The 14,163-nt window shown below is 72.6% G+C and carries 16 protein-coding genes; 1 reads left to right on the top strand and 15 read right to left on the bottom strand.

The genetic code is table 11. From position 1 onward, the window contains the following. Window positions 1–90: 90 nt before the first annotated feature. Window positions 91–792: an LON peptidase substrate-binding domain-containing protein gene (locus E0H26_RS10215; RefSeq protein WP_131303339.1), complete on the top strand. Its 702-nt coding sequence runs from the start codon at window positions 91–93 to the stop codon at window positions 790–792. Here the strand turns inward: E0H26_RS10215 and E0H26_RS10210 are convergent. The 15 genes from E0H26_RS10210 to murC all read right to left on the bottom strand — a co-directional run bounded on the left by E0H26_RS10210 (window position 704) and on the right by murC (window position 14,103). Beyond that, window positions 704–1,603 (bottom strand): DUF2567 domain-containing protein, encoded by a 900-nt coding sequence (locus tag E0H26_RS10210; RefSeq protein WP_131303338.1) that lies wholly within the window; start codon window positions 1,601–1,603, stop codon window positions 704–706. The two genes, E0H26_RS10215 and E0H26_RS10210, sit on opposite strands and share 89 nt — an antisense overlap. Before the next feature lie 49 nt (window positions 1,604–1,652). Then, window positions 1,653–3,065 carry an AAA family ATPase gene (locus E0H26_RS10205; protein WP_131303337.1) on the bottom strand — a complete coding sequence of 471 codons (1,413 nt, stop codon included), beginning with the start codon at window positions 3,063–3,065 and terminating at the stop codon, window positions 1,653–1,655. A 96-nt stretch (window positions 3,066–3,161) separates the two neighbouring features. Then, window positions 3,162–4,184: a hypothetical protein gene (locus E0H26_RS10200; protein ID WP_131303336.1), complete on the bottom strand. Its 1,023-nt coding sequence runs from the start codon at window positions 4,182–4,184 to the stop codon at window positions 3,162–3,164. 42 nt (window positions 4,185–4,226) lie between these two features. After that, window positions 4,227–5,171, bottom strand: a complete 945-nt coding sequence (locus E0H26_RS10195; protein WP_131303335.1) for an RluA family pseudouridine synthase — start codon at window positions 5,169–5,171, stop codon at window positions 4,227–4,229. Beyond that, entirely contained in the window at window positions 5,168–5,803 is a 636-nt protein-coding gene (locus E0H26_RS10190) for a signal peptidase II (RefSeq protein WP_131303334.1), read from the bottom strand. The genes E0H26_RS10195 and E0H26_RS10190 overlap by 4 nt, the downstream gene beginning before the upstream one ends. 68 nt (window positions 5,804–5,871) lie before the next feature. Continuing rightward, entirely contained in the window at window positions 5,872–6,291 is a 420-nt protein-coding gene (locus tag E0H26_RS10185) for a TraR/DksA family transcriptional regulator (RefSeq protein ID WP_131303333.1), read from the bottom strand. Between the two features lie 331 nt (window positions 6,292–6,622). Further along, the gene (locus tag E0H26_RS10180) at window positions 6,623–6,940 is read right to left on the bottom strand and encodes a DUF167 domain-containing protein (protein ID WP_131303332.1); all 318 of its coding nucleotides are present in this window, start codon (window positions 6,938–6,940) and stop codon (window positions 6,623–6,625) included. A gap of 9 nt (window positions 6,941–6,949) precedes the next feature. Then, window positions 6,950–7,510 (bottom strand): hypothetical protein, encoded by a 561-nt coding sequence (locus tag E0H26_RS10175; RefSeq protein WP_131303331.1) that lies wholly within the window; start codon window positions 7,508–7,510, stop codon window positions 6,950–6,952. 71 nt (window positions 7,511–7,581) lie between these two features. Then, window positions 7,582–8,382, bottom strand: a complete 801-nt coding sequence (locus E0H26_RS10170) for a DivIVA domain-containing protein (protein WP_131303330.1) — start codon at window positions 8,380–8,382, stop codon at window positions 7,582–7,584. A 44-nt stretch (window positions 8,383–8,426) separates the two neighbouring features. Then, window positions 8,427–8,732, bottom strand: coding sequence for a YggT family protein (locus E0H26_RS10165; RefSeq protein ID WP_111212523.1), 306 nt, complete (start codon window positions 8,730–8,732; stop codon window positions 8,427–8,429). Window positions 8,733–8,761: 29 nt separating this feature from the next. Then, window positions 8,762–9,454 carry a cell division protein SepF gene (locus tag E0H26_RS10160; RefSeq protein WP_131303329.1) on the bottom strand — a complete coding sequence of 231 codons (693 nt, stop codon included), beginning with the start codon at window positions 9,452–9,454 and terminating at the stop codon, window positions 8,762–8,764. Window positions 9,455–9,649: 195 nt separating this feature from the next. After that, entirely contained in the window at window positions 9,650–10,396 is a 747-nt protein-coding gene (locus tag E0H26_RS10155; RefSeq protein ID WP_131303328.1) for a YggS family pyridoxal phosphate-dependent enzyme, read from the bottom strand. Between the two features lie 9 nt (window positions 10,397–10,405). Further along, the gene (gene ftsZ, locus E0H26_RS10150; protein WP_131303327.1) at window positions 10,406–11,521 is read right to left on the bottom strand and encodes a cell division protein FtsZ; all 1,116 of its coding nucleotides are present in this window, start codon (window positions 11,519–11,521) and stop codon (window positions 10,406–10,408) included. A gap of 240 nt (window positions 11,522–11,761) precedes the next feature. Further along, the gene (locus E0H26_RS10145; RefSeq protein WP_206025014.1) at window positions 11,762–12,541 is read right to left on the bottom strand and encodes a cell division protein FtsQ/DivIB; all 780 of its coding nucleotides are present in this window, start codon (window positions 12,539–12,541) and stop codon (window positions 11,762–11,764) included. A 32-nt stretch (window positions 12,542–12,573) separates the two neighbouring features. Next, the gene (murC, locus tag E0H26_RS10140; RefSeq protein ID WP_131303325.1) at window positions 12,574–14,103 is read right to left on the bottom strand and encodes a UDP-N-acetylmuramate--L-alanine ligase; all 1,530 of its coding nucleotides are present in this window, start codon (window positions 14,101–14,103) and stop codon (window positions 12,574–12,576) included. Window positions 14,104–14,163 lie beyond the last annotated feature (60 nt).

Genomic DNA, 14,163 nt, shown 5'->3' with positions numbered 1-14,163 from the left:
GCCCCGCGCGGGCCCGGCCCGCGCCGCCCGCAGGCCGGGACGGTGAGCCGGGACACTCGGTACGCCGCCGGGGCGGCTACCCTCGATCCCGTGACCGCACGGCTGCCGGTGTTCCCGCTCGCCACGGTGCTCTTTCCCGGGCTTGTCCTGCCGCTGCACATCTTCGAGGAGCGCTACCGCGCGCTGATCCGACACCTCATGGGGCTGCCCGAGGGCAGCCCGCGCGAATTCGGCGTGGTGGCGATCCGCAGCGGCTGGGAGGTGGCGCCCAAATCCGGCCGGGTGGTCCCCGGCACCGGGGAGGTGACGCTGCACGAGGTGGGCTGCACCGCGGAGCTTCGGCAGGTCACCGAGTTGACCGACGGCGGCTTCGACATCGTTACGGTGGGGCGGCGACGGTTCCGGGTCGGGCAACTCGACCACCATGCCGCGCCGTACCTGACCGCCGAGGTGAGCTGGCTGCCCGAGCCGACCGGTCCGGACGAGCCGGCCAGCCTGCTGGCGACCCGGGTGATCGCCGTCTTCCGGCAGTACCTCGGCCTGATGCGCGCCGAGGCCGGCGAGCTGACCGAGCAACTGCCGGACGATCCGACCGTGCTCTCCCACCTGGTGGCCGCGACCGCGGCGCTGACCGTGGCGGACCGGCAGCGGCTGCTCGCGATCGACGACACGGCGGCCCGGCTACGTGCCGAGCTGAGCCTGCTCAACCGCGAGGCGGCTCTGCTGCGCCAGGTGCGGGCGGTTCCGGTGCCGCTGACGGAGCTGGCCACGCCGCCGCCGGCCCCGAACTGAGCCCACCCGGCACCGCCGGCCCCGAACCAAGCCCACCCGGCACCGCCGGCCACGGCCCCGAACTGGGCGGCGGATAGGCCACCGGCCGCGAGCCGTCCGCGTCCGGGCCGCCCGGCCACGGCGCCGCCGGCCCCGGGCCGAGCGCACCCGGCGGGTAGCCGGCCGCCGGATGCGGCAGGACCAGGTCGGCCTCCGGCTCGGGACGCAGCGACGGCCACCGGGACCAGCCGGCCAGCAGGGTGTACGTCACCGCGGCGCCGAACGCCGGCAGCAGCAGGTTGCCGTACGGCACCGGCAGCACGCCCAGCACCAGGTTGATCCCGCCGGCCCGCAGGTCGGCCGGCTTGCTGAAGGCGGTGCCGTCCGGTGCGGTCTCCAGCATGCGTTGGTACGTGCTCAGCCCGATGCGGCGCCCGACCTGCCAGGCGACCAACGCGGCGGCGAGCGCCCCGGCCGTCACCACGACCAACCCGACCGGGCCCCGGCGGCGGCGCAACACGAACCACAGGGCGAGCGCGGCGAGCACCCCGAAGGCCAGGCCGAGCAGGGTGAACCACCCGTCAGCAGCGACCGGCTGCTCCGGTTGGGTCTGGCCGTACGCGGCACCGTCGGCGGTCTTGACCACCGGGGTGGCCGGGGCGACCGCCGCCCAGAGCAACCCCAACGGCACGCCCAGCAGGGCCAGGACGAGCACGACAGCACCACCGACCGACACGGTACGGGCAGGCCGGCGCGGCGGGTCGGCGAAGGCCCACGGGTCGGCCGGCGATGCCGGTGCGGGCGGTTCGACGGCGGGGGTGTCCGGACTCACCCGATGATCCTCGCAGTTCCCGGCGCGAGCCGTACACGGTGTGGTCACCTCAGCGGGCGAAAGGCTCCAGCATCATCGACGCCGCGCGCATCCACGCCTGTCGAGTATCGGCCTGGAGCTGGTGGTACTCGATCGAGGAGCCGGTTTCCAGGGCCGGGTCGTAGGGCACCACGGCCACCGCCCGGGTACGGGTGGCGAAATGCTTCTCCAGGTCGTCCTGCAACGGCAGCCGACCGGGGGTGGGGCAGGAGATGAGGGTGACCGCGTTGTCGGCCAGTTCGCCCATCCCCTCCTCGTGCAGCAGGTCGAGCATCCAGTCGGCGCTGAACGCGGCGTCCTCCCGGGGCACGGTCGTGACCACCAGTTGATCGGCGGCGTGCATCACCGTGCGCCAGTTCGGGCTCTCCACGTTGTTGCCGGTGTCCACGCAGATCACGTCGTGGGTCCGGCGGAGCAGTTCCAGGACCCGCTTCACGGTGAACTGGTCCAGCCGCTGGGCGAACCGGGGGCTCTCCTCACCGGCGAGCACGTCGTACGACCCGTCGGCGGCATGCCGCAGGTAGTCGTCGAGCACCTCCAGCAGGTCGTTGCCCTCGCGGATCTCGATCTGGGCGAGATCGCTGACCAGGTGCCGGATGGTCCGGGCGTGCCGGGCGCTGCCGGCACGCAGCCCGAGGGTGCCGCGCAACTCGTTGTCGTCCCAGGCCAGCACGCCACGCCCACGTACGCTGCCCACGGTCGCCGCGCCCAACACGGTGGCGGTGGTCTTGTGTACGCCGCCCTTCGGATTCGCGAAGGCGACCACCCGTGGCGTACCCAGGTCCTTGCGCAGCACGGCGGCGGCGCGATCCAGCTCACTCTCGGCGCTCTGCGCCCGCCACTCGATCCGGCCGGGACGCCCGGCCACCGTCGGCGGCGCGACCGGCGCGGGTGGCCCGACGGCGGGCGCGGGTGGCGGGGCCGGTGGCGCGGGGGGCTGGTAGCCGCCGTTGTCCAGCAGCGCGTAACGCGACTCCACCGGCGGGGCGGCATGCCGGTAACCGTTGTCCAGCAGGGTGTACCGGGACTCCACCGGCTCCGGCCGGCGCGGCTCCGGCACCGCCGGATAGGTCGGCTCGGGCACCGCCGGATAGGTCGGCTCCGGCGGGTAGCCCGGTTGACCGTGGTACGGCTGGGCCGGACGGGCGGCATCGGGCCGGTAGTTCGGCTCGGCCCGGTAGCCCGGGTCCGCGCCGTACGGCCGATCCAGCGGCTGTCCGGTGGCCGGGGCCCGCCCCGAGTAGCCGGAGCCCCCCGGGCGCCGCGGCAGTGGCTCAGTCTGCGGTGGCGGCTCGTCCTCGGCCCGCCGCTCGGTGCTGCCCTGCTCGGCGCCGCGACCGCCGAGGCGGGCTCGGTCGAGCAGCGCCCGCCACCGCGGTGCGGGCTCGGCGGGCCGTCCCCAACCGGTCTCGCTGCCGTCCACGGCTCGCCTCCCCAGCGCCTCGGTCTCCGTCTGACAGGCTACGAACGAAACCGTGTTCAGGCCACACCGGGACACCCACCGATGTGGTCTCGACCCTCACGGTGTCGGCTCCGCATCGCCTTCACTCAACGCATCTGTCGAGGTGGCAGGCGTCGCCGGCGGAGCGGATGTCGGCACTGGTGACACCGCCGGTGATGGTGACGAATCCGTCACTTCCGGCGCGGCCGGTACGCGGCTCTCGGCGGGCGCCGGACCCGGCGACGGCACCGTCGTCTCGGGCTCGGCACTGGGCGTCGGACCCGGCAGCAGGTCGCGGTCGACCGGTGGTCGGGCCACGTCGCGCTGCTCCGGCAGGGGCGGGGTGAACACCGTGCGTTCCAGCCGCCGTACCTCCGGGGCCGGGTCGACCACCCGCACCCCGGGTCTGGCCGCCACGCCCCGCAGCACCGCCGGCTCAGCCCGGACCACCAGGGCGTAGACACAGGCACAGCTCGCCCGGTACGCGGCCGCCTCCTGCTCCGCCAGTCGCGCCCCGCTGGCGTACAACTGGCGCAGTTCCCGTTCCTGCGGCCCGCCGCCGCCCAGCGCGGCGGCCCGGGAGCGGTATTCGGCGGCCTCGCGCTCCTTGCGTTCGGCCAGCTCGGCCATGCCGGCCGTGACGTCATCGGGCAGCCGCTGGGCCGGGATGCGCACGATCTCGGTCTGCCGGTCGGGCAGCGGCACCCGTCCGAAGACGAAGGAGACCCCCACGTCTCCGACCACCGCGGCGAGCGACTGCGGGGTGAGGTATTCCGACAGCGAGACCAGGGCGTACGTGCCATCGGCCAGCGACGCGCCACGGGCCAGCTCGGCCAGGTCCGCGGCGGCCGTCCGCTCGTAGCCGGGGATCGAGTCGCCGTCGGCGATGCCCACCCGGGTCACCTCGCCGACCGTCCGGTCGGGCAGCGGCGGGCCACCGGTGGCGAGCACGGCGGTGAACAGCACGGCGGCGCAGGACAGCACCGCCACCCAGCCGAGCAGCGAACTCCGGGCCGGGCCCTGGTCGAACCGGGTCAACACGGTGGCGAGGCGGGGCAGCAGTCGCTGGTCCAGCTGCCGCAGCAGATCGCCGGCGCGCACGGGCGGCCCCCTCGTCGGATCGGTCGGGACGGGCAGGGCGCGTCAGTCGCGGAGGATGTCCAGCGCGCGTCCCAGATCGTCAGGGTAGTCGCTGACGAAGCGGACCTCGTCCCCCGTACGGGGGTGCTGGAAACTCAACTCTCTGGCGTGCAACCACTGCCGGTCCAGTCGGAGCCGGGCGGCGAGAGTGGGATCCGCACCGTACGTCAGGTCACCCACGCAGGGGTGCCGCAGGGTGGAGAAGTGCACCCGGATCTGGTGCGTACGGCCGGTCTCCAGCCGCACGTCGACCAGGCTCGCCGAGGGAAACGCCTCGATGGTGTCGTAGTGGGTGATGCTCGGCTTGCCGCCGGAGACCACCGCCCAGCGGTAGTCGTGATGCGGGTGCCGGTCGATCGGTGCGTCGATGGTGCCGCGCAGCGGATCCAGGTGCCCCTGCACCACCGCGTGGTAGCGCTTCTCCACCTCGCGGTACTTGAAGGCCCGCTTGAGGGCGCTGTACGCCTGTTCGCTCTTGGCGACCACCATGATCCCGGTGGTGCCGACGTCGAGCCGGTGCACCACCCCCTGACGCTCGGCGGCGCCGCTGGTGGCGATGGTGTGACCGATCGCGGCCAGCCCGCCGATCACCGTCGGGCCGCTCCAGCCGGGGCTGGGGTGGGCGGCCACCCCGACCGGCTTGTCGACCACCACGATGTCGTCGTCGGCGTGGACCACCCGCAGTCCGGGCACCGCCTGGGGCACCACCACCGGGGCCGCGGCCGGCGCCGGCAGCGTCACCTCCAGCCAGGAACCCGCCCGGACCTTGTGCGAGTTGGGCCGTACCGCGCCGTCGACCAGTGCCTCACCGGCGTCGATGAGGCTGGCGGCGGTCGTCCGGGACAGGCCGAACAGCCGGGCGACGGCCTGGTCCAGCCGCATCCCGTCGAGGCCGTCGGGGACGGGCAGGCTGCGGTGGTCGCCGCGGGCGGCGAAGGCGGCCGTCACGCGTGCTCCCGCCGCTCGCCGTCGGCGGTGTCCCCGGCGGTGTCCGCCGCTTTACCGGTGCTCTTACCGTCGTCGCCGACCAGCCGGGTGCCGTCCCGCTGGCGGCCGGTGAACTCCAACCCGATGGCCAGCAGCACACCGCAGACCAGGGCGCTGTCGGCGACGTTGAAGATCGGAAAAACCCGGCCGTACGGGTCGAAGACGCTGATCATGTCGACCACGTGGCCGACGAACCAGCCGGGAGCCCGGAAGATCCGGTCGATCAGGTTACCGGTCACACCGCCGACCACCAGGCCGAGCGAGATGGCCCAGGGCACCGAACGCAGCGTCCGCCCCATCCAGGCGATCCAGGCCAGCACACCGATCGCGATCAGCGGGAAGATCCAGGTGTAGTCCTTGCCGAGACTCCACGCGGCACCGCTGTTGTGGGTCAGCGAGAAGTAGACGGCCCCGCCCAGCAGCCGTACCGGCTCCCGGTCGCTCAGCTCGACCAGCGCCAGGTGCTTGGTGAGCACGTCGACCGTCACCGCGAACGCCGCGAGGCAGAGCAGAATCGTGACGGGCGTACGCCGTGATCTCGTGGCGGTGCCCGGCTCGGCGGTGCCGGATCCAGCGGGCGGTGCTGCGCTCATCTGCTCCCCATCGACGTATCACGGCGGTGCCGTGGCACCGCCGTGCACCAGCGCCGGGGAGTCCGCCGTCAGCGTCGCTCCGCCAGCTGCTTGCAGGTCACGCAGAGGGTGGCCGACGGGAAGGCGGCCAGGCGCTCCACCGGAATGGGGTTGCCGCACCGCTCGCACCAGCCGTAACCACCCTCGTCGAGGCGCTCCAGAGCCCGCTCGACCTGCGTGATCCGTTCCAGAATGCTGTTGGCGAGGGAGATCTCCTGCTCCCGCTCGAACGTCTTGGTGCCGGTGTCGGCCTGGTCGTCCCCGGCCGAGTCGGTCAAGCGGTCGCGCTGCAGCTCGGTGATCTCGCTCAGCGTCTGATCGTACTCGGCGCGCAACTCGGCATGCCGTGCCGCCAGGGCGGCACGGATCTTCTCGGTCTCCGCGGCACTGCGGGTGGACTTCGCCGCAGGCTTGCGCCCAGCGGTCCTGGTGTCGGCTGGTTTGGCCATCGTCACTCCCTCGGCCACGGAGCCGCGGTGGTCGCGGCGCCTGGACAGGGGCGGCCAGCATCGGCCGCCCCGGGTACAAAACGGGCGCGCGGCACCTGGCCGCGCACTCCGGAGGTTGGCAAGGATACGGAACGTAAAGGCGTCCGACAACGTGCCGCACCGGAACGCCCGTTCCACCCCGATTTATGCCCTATCGGAGCAAAGGGAACGCTAGCAGAAACCCACCCCACCCCCCGCCCATACCGCAACTCCGACCCAACTCCCCCTCCGGCGTGGTTGATCAAGAAGTTTGCGTCGCCACCTGGCCGGATCCGCGACGCAAACCTCTTGATCAACTCGCGCGGTCAGCCGGTGGGGTCGCGGCGGTGAGGAGGCGGTGCAGGTGGTCGGCCAGGTCGGCGGTGGGGGAGGCGATCACGAAGATCTTGTCGCGGCTCGCCGCGCCGGTACGCAACGACACCGCGGCCGGTCGGACACCGAGCGCAGCGGCCAGGGCACGCCGGGCGGCCTCGGTGGCCCGACCGTCGACCGGCGGAGCGTTGACCGCGATCACCAACGCGGGCCCGTGCGGGCCGTCGTACCGGCCACCCACCCGGGCCCGGGACGCCCCCGGCTTCACCCGGACGGCGACGGTCAACGCATCGGCCATCGGATCGGCTCAGCGACGCCCGGACTGTGACAACAGGGCGGTGTCGGGCGCGCAGTGCGCGCACGGAGTGAAGCCCAGTTCGACCGCCTCGGCGACCGGCAGCGGCTCGTGTTCCCGCCCGACCAGGTGCGCGCACTCGTCGAGGTGGTAACGCGGCCGGCCGTCGACCACCCGGACCTCGTCCGGCAGCCGGGACACCTGGACGGCCTGCTCCGGGGTGACCTCCTGCGCGGCGGGCTCGTCGTCGTACGCCGGCACCGCGCCGGTACCGCCATCGGTGTCCGACGCTGTCGCCACCGGCGGACCGGGTGGTTGCCGCCACCCGGACTCGCCGGTGTTCGTGGTCGGTGGGACGTGCTGCGCCGGGATGTCAGGCGCCGGATCGGCGGCTGCTTCCCGCAGGGGCGAGGTTCGGCCGGCGGCCGCCTGGCGGGCGCCCGCGACCAGTGCCACCGCGGCCAGCAGACTGGCGCCGATCGAGACGACCAGCAGCAGGCTGGACCCGCTGGCCAACCCGAGCACGAGTAGCGCCACCGCGACGAGGATGAGCGCGAGACTGATGACTATCACGGCTCACCCCCGCCGCGTCGTAGGAGATGAGGCAGGGCCAGCGGCCGGCGTCACGACGGCCGCCGCCCGGTTCAGCGACCGGCCTCGAGTGCCCCGGAGCGACCGCCGCCGTAGGAACCGGCGAGCCCGGCGGCGGCCAGCCCGTTGCCGGCGGCCCGGGTGCCGTCCCCACGGGTCATCTCCGCCTCCAGGCCCTGGCCACGACCGTCGAGGTCGCGCAGCTGGCTCTCCAGGTAGGCCTTGAGACGGGTGCGGTACTCCCGCTCGAACTGCTTGAGCTCCTCGATGTGCTTCTGCAACGCGGTGCGCTTGGCGTCCAGACCGCCCATGGCCTCCTGGTGCCGCTGCCGGGCGTCCCGCTCCAGCGCGTCGGCCTTGGCGCGGGCCTCGCGGGTGACCTCCTCGGCCTTGGAGCGGGCCTCGGACAGCAGCTGGTCGGCCTCGCGCCGGGCGTCGGAGACGTGGTCGTCCGCCGTCCGCTGGGCCATCATCAGCACCCGCAGCGCCTGCTGCTCCCCGTCGGGGCCGGAGACCACACCGCCACCGGCGGCGCGGACCTGCTCCAGCTCGGCCTGCATCGCACGGGCGGCCTGCTCGGCGGCGGCCTTGTCGCGCTGCACCCGGTCGAGCTGGGTCTTGACGTCGTTGAGTTCGGCCGCCAGGCGGGCGTCGCCGCCGGGACCGGCGGGAGCACCGCCCCGCCCCCCCCGCTCCACCTGGGCGCGCAGTTCGTTGTTCTCCTCGATCAGACGGGCGAGTTCGCGCTCGACCTCGTCCAGGAAGGCGTCGACCTCCTCCTCGTCGTAGCCCCGCTTGCCGATCGGCGGCTTCTTGAAGGCGACGTTGTGGACGTCGGCCGGGGTCAGCGGCATCGAAACTCCTCGGGTCAGTTGCGGCCGCGATAGCGCGTCGGTCATCAGGCGGTCCTGATGATCGCCGGCTCTAACACAAACCTCATCAGCACGAACAGGATAACCAGGAGCACAAGGGAGGCCAGGTCGATGCTCACGGTACCAATTCGCAGCGGAGGGATCACACGCCTCAACGCCCAGAGCGGGGGATCAGTGACGCTCCACACGGATTCCAGTCCGGCCGACGCTCCCCGACCAGGCTGCCAGCGCCGGCCGTACTGCAGGACCGCGCTCAGGACGAACCGGGCCAGAAGAACGATCAGGAAGACATAGGTGATCAGGTAGAGGACCTGTAGCAAGATCGACAACACGGCAGGCGAAGTCCCTCGGGTCGGGCGGGTCAACTCAGGCTGAAGAACCCGCCCTCGGCAATCTTGGCCTTGTCCTCCGCGGTGACCTGGACATTGGCCGGCGAGAGCAGGAACACCCGGTTGGTCACGCGCTCGATCGTACCGCGCAGTCCGAACGCCAACCCGGCGGCGAAGTCCACCAGACGGCGGGCATCCGCCTCATCCATCTCGGTGAGGTTGATGATCACGGGAACCCCGTCCCGGAAGTGCTCACCGATGGTGCGGGCCTCGCGGTAGGTGGTCGGGTGCAACGTGGTGATCTGGTAACGCTGCTCCTCCTCCGGCACCACCACCCGCTCGCGGGGCTGCGCCTGCGGCGCCAGGGCGAGGTTGTCCCGGGTGTGGTAGGTCAGCGCACCGGACGACTCCGCGTTCGACCGGGTGATCGAGCGGACGCTGGACCGCTCGGCCCGCTCCGGACGCTCGGAATCCAGTCGCTCGGAGTCGCCCAGCCGGCCGCCGGACCGCTCGCTGAGCCGACCCCGGTCGCCGAGTCGGGGACGAGGCGCGGGCGGCTCGTCCACCTCGTCGTCCACCTCGTCGGCGAACTCCTCGGCGTACCGGCTCTGCCGGTAGCGCGACTCGCGGTAACCGCCCTTGTCATAGCCGCCGTCGTCATAGGCCCGCTCGTCGTCCTCTTCGACCAGTCCGAGCCAGACCCCCGCCTTGCGCAGTGCACCCATCCCCGCGCCCTTCCCGTCCGCCGTGCGGCACACGCCCCCGAACGTGTCGCCTGTCGCGAGTGGACCATTCCTGCCCACCGGACCGGAGCGGCAATCCCCTGACGCGCAATTCGCGTTGCACGTCACGCCCCCCGGTCGTCGGGATGGCCGTTCCCACAAACAACACTGATGTAATTTGCTTCCCTCGCGGTCAGGCTACCGCAGCGTGGGACGCATTCCGAGCAACGCGCTGCCGACGCGGACATGTGTCGCGCCGTGGCCGATGGCCGCCTCCAGATCACCGCTCATGCCGGCCGACAGAACGGTGGCCTGCGGATGCTCGACCCGCAACGCCTCGGCGATGGCGGCCAGCCGGGCGAAGGCGCGCTCCGGCTCCCACCCGAGCGGCGCCACGGCCATCAGGCCGGCCAGCCGAAGTCCCGCCGCGGCGGCCACCCCGGCGGCGACCGGACCGAGGCCGACGTCCGGATCGGCCGAGCCCGCCACCGCACCGCCACGGCTCGGGTCACCATCGACGCTGACCTGCACCAACACGTCCAGCGGCCGGTCCCGGCTGGCGGTCGCCGCCGCGTCCAGGGCGGTCGCCAGCCGGACGCTGTCGACGGACTGGACCACATCGGCGTACCCGACCACCGACTTCACCTTGTTGCGTTGCAGCCGCCCGATGAAGTGCCAGCGCGGGGTGACCCCGGCCGCGGCGACCTGCGCGGCCTTCGTCGCCGCCTCCTGGTCGCGGTTCTCCCCGACGTCGGTCACCCCGAGCCCGGCCAACGCGATCACGTCGGCCGCCGGGTAGGTCTTGGTGACCGCGATCATGGTCACCTCGGTCCGGTCCCGGCCGGCCGCCGCGCAGGCGTCGGCGATCCGGGCACGTACGCGCGCCAGCCCGGCGGCCAGTTCGGCACGTCGGTCGGGGCGTACCAGAGCGGGGCTGTCGGTCATGGTCGGTGCTCAGGACCCGTTCTTGAGAAAGTCGGGCACGTCGACGTCGTCGAAGAGCACCCGGCGCGGCGACTGCGGCGCCACCGGCGTGGCCGGCGACGGCACGACCGGCGTACTCGGCTGGGCGGGCTGGTTCTGGTTGGTCTTGCGCGCCGGCTCGGCCGCCTTGTAGGCCGGCGCACCGCCGTCGAAGCCCGCCGCGATCACGGTCACCCGGACCTCGTCGCCCAGCGCGTCGTCGATCACCGCACCGAAGATGATGTTGGCGTCCGGGTGCGCCGCGTCCGTGACCAGCTGGGCCGCGTCGTTGATCTCGAACAGACCCAGGTCGGAACCGCCGGCGATGGAGAGCAGCACGCCGCGGGCGCCGTCCATGCTCTGCTCCAGCAGCGGGCTGGAGATGGCCGCCTCGGCCGCCTCCACGGCCCGGTTCTCGCCACGGGCGCTGCCGATGCCCATCAGCGCGCTGCCCGCGCCGCTCATCACGCTCTTGACGTCGGCGAAGTCCAGGTTGATCAGACCCGGGGTGGTGATCAGGTCGGTGATGCCCTGGACACCGGAGAGGAGCACCTGGTCGGCGGTACGGAAGGCGTCCATCATGCTGATGTTGCGGTCGCCGAGCGCCAGCAGCCGGTCGTTGGGAATGACGATCAGCGTGTCGCACTGGTTGCGCAACTCGTCGATGCCGGCCTCGGCCTGCACCTGGCGGCGCTTGCCCTCGAACGAGAACGGCCGGGTCACCACGCCGATGGTCAGGGCACCCAGCTTGCGGGCGATGTTCGCCACCACGGGCGCGCCACCGGTGCCGGTGCCGCCGCCCTCGCCGCAGGTCACGAAGACCATGTCGGCGCCCTTGAGCACCTCCTCGATCTCGTCGCGGTGGTCCTCGGCGGCGTTCTTGCCGACGTCCGGGTTGGCGCCGGCGCCCAACCCCCGGGTCAGTTCGCGGCCGACGTCGAGCTTGACGTCGGCGTCGCTCATCAGCAGCGCCTGCGCGTCCGTGTTGATCGCGATGAACTCGACGCCCTTGAGCCCAACCTCGATCATCCGGTTGACGGCGTTGACGCCACCGCCCCCGATGCCGACGACCTTGATGACCGCCAGGTAGTTGTGCGGAGGTGTCATCTCCGGTCCTTTCCCTTCGAGATTGGCTACTCCCCGACCGGCTACGGCGCGGCCAGACCATGGTCGACGCAGCTGTCACCAGCGAGGCCGAGGGGTAAACCCTCACCCTCTACTAGAGGGTTACAGTTATGTCAACCACCGATCCTCTTCCGGGCAACGTAAGCGCAGCCGAGCGATGAGCCAAGGACCTTTCCGGCGTGTCGCCGGTCGAGCGCAAGGGTTCACAGCCTGACCGGCCGCTCACCGGAAGGTGACCACGTCCGGCGCGCTGACGTCGATCCGGGTGGCGTCCTGATCGAGCAGAGCGGTGGCCACCCGGGCCTTGTCCGTCCCCCGGGTCGCGTCCCCCCAGAACACCGTGAGGTCACCGCGCAGCAGCACGCTGATCCGCGCCAGGCCGTCGACCGTGACCTCCACCAGGTCGGCCCGCAACTGCGGCGTGAGCGCCCCGAGCACCTCCAGGCCGGCATGGGTCGCCGGATCCTCCGGACCGGGCTCGGCCAGCCGCAGCAACGGAAGATCCGCCGGACGCTGCGGCACCGTCCGGAACGCCACCCCGGCGGCGTCGACCACCACGAACTGCTCCCCGCGTGGCACCACCGCCACCCCGGTGCGTTCGGTGAGCCGGACGACCAGCGCGGCCGGCCAGTCACGTTCCACCGACACCTGCTCCACCGGCGGCAGGGCGCCGATCCGGTCGGCCAGCTCGGCCAGGTCGACCCGGGCCAGCGGCGCGCCGTCCGGCACCCCGGCGGCGGTACGCACCTGCACGGCGGTCACCAACTCGGCGCCTTCCACCCGCACCTCGCGTACCCCGAACAGGCCGGTGCCGAGCACCACCCACGCCACCAGCCCGGCCACGGCGAGCACCCCGCCGGCCACCGCCCACGGCAGCGCGGCGCGCATCCGGCGGCGCCGGGCCCGGGCCATGAACCGGCGGGTCGAGGCGGGAACCGCGTCACGGCCGGCACGGACCAGCTGCCACTGACGGGCCGGGCGCCACCCCCCGCCGCCGTCCACGCCGGTGCCGCGCCCACGGGCCGGGCCGGGACTCATTCCACCCGGGGCGTCGCGCCGTCGCGGCCGGCGTCGGGAACCGTCCCGCCGATGCTGGCCGATCCGCCGGCCAGCCCACCGGCGACCGTGCCGGCCGGCGCCTGCGGATCGGCGGTACGCGCGCTCAACGCGGCCAACAACTCGTCACCCATCAACGAGATCGGCGGGGCACCCATCGTCACCACCACATCGCCGGGGCGGGCCCGGCGGGCCACCTCCGCCGGCACGGCGTCCCAGGAGTCGACGAAGACCTTCCGCTCCGCCGGCAACGCCACCGCCTCGACCAGCGCCGCCGACCCCTCCCCCGGGCCCCGCTGCTCACCCGGGCCGAAGACCTCCAGCAACACCAGCTCGTCGGCGATCGCCAGCGCCTCGGCGATCTCCGACTGGAGATCGCGGGTGCGGTAGAGCCGATAGGGCTGGAAGACGACGACCAGCCGGCCGTCGCCGGCCACCTCGCGCAGCGTACGCAGGGCCAGGGTCATCGAGGTCGGGTGGTAGGCGTACTCGTCGTAGACGAGGACACCGTCGACGACCCCCTTGCGCTCGAAGCGCCGGCGCACGCCGGGGAAGGCCGCGAGCGCGGCCTCCGCCGCCGCGAGCGGCAGCTCCAGCAGGTACGTGGCCAGCACCGCCGAGGCGCTGTTGAGTCCCATGTGCCGGCCGGGCACCGGCAGCCGGAACTCCCCCAGCGAACGGCCGTCGATGTGGGCGAGGTAGCGCACACCCTGCGCCGAGGAGGCCATCTCGCTCAGCCGCAGATCGGCGTCGGCGGACTCGCCGTACGTGTAGACCCGGCGCCCCTCGGCGCGCAGCGTGTCGGCCAACCGCCGCCCACCGGGATCGTCGGCGCAGGTGATGATGAAGCCGTCCGGGTCGGTGAGCCGGGCGAACTCGGCGAAGGTGGCCTCCAGGTTGGCCAGGTCGCCGTAGGTGTTCAGGTGATCCGCCTCGATGTTGGTGACGATCGAGACGAACGGGCGGTAGATGAGGAAGGAGCGGTCACTCTCGTCCGCCTCGACCACGAAGTACTCGCCGGTGCCGTGGTGCGCGCCCGAACCCACCTCGGAGATCTCGCCACCGATCACGAAGGACGGATCGACACCCGCCTGCTGGAAGACCATGGTGACCATGGAGGTGGTGGTCGTCTTGCCATGCGTGCCGGCCACGGCCACCGTGCGCCGGCCGGTCATCGCGGCGGCCAGCGCCTCGGAACGGTGCAACACCCGAAGGCCACGCTCGCGCGCCTCGACCATCTCCAGATGGTCGGCGGGAATGGCCGAGGAGTAGACCACCGTGTCGACACCGTCGAGGTTGGTCGGCTCGTGGGTCATGTGGATGGTCCCGCCGAGCGCCCGCAACCCGGCCAGCGACGGCCACTCGCGCAGCTCGCTGCCGGAGACCGGCAGACCCCGGGTGAGGAAGAGCCGGGCCAGGCCGCTCATGCCGACCCCGCCCACCCCGATCAGGTGGATGTGACCCAGATCCTCGGCGGTCAGCGTGCCGGCCGGGCTGAACGTGGTCATCGGCGCCAACCTTTCGTTCGCGACTGCGGGGCTCGCAAACCCGGCTCACTCCTCGCGCTC

Origin of the sequence: Micromonospora zingiberis (assembly GCF_004331455.1) — a bacterium.
GTDB classification, from domain to species: Bacteria; Actinomycetota; Actinomycetes; order Mycobacteriales; family Micromonosporaceae; genus Micromonospora; species Micromonospora zingiberis.
Note: the sequence above shows the minus strand (reverse complement) of the source record. Positions and strands in the feature narration are given on the sequence as shown.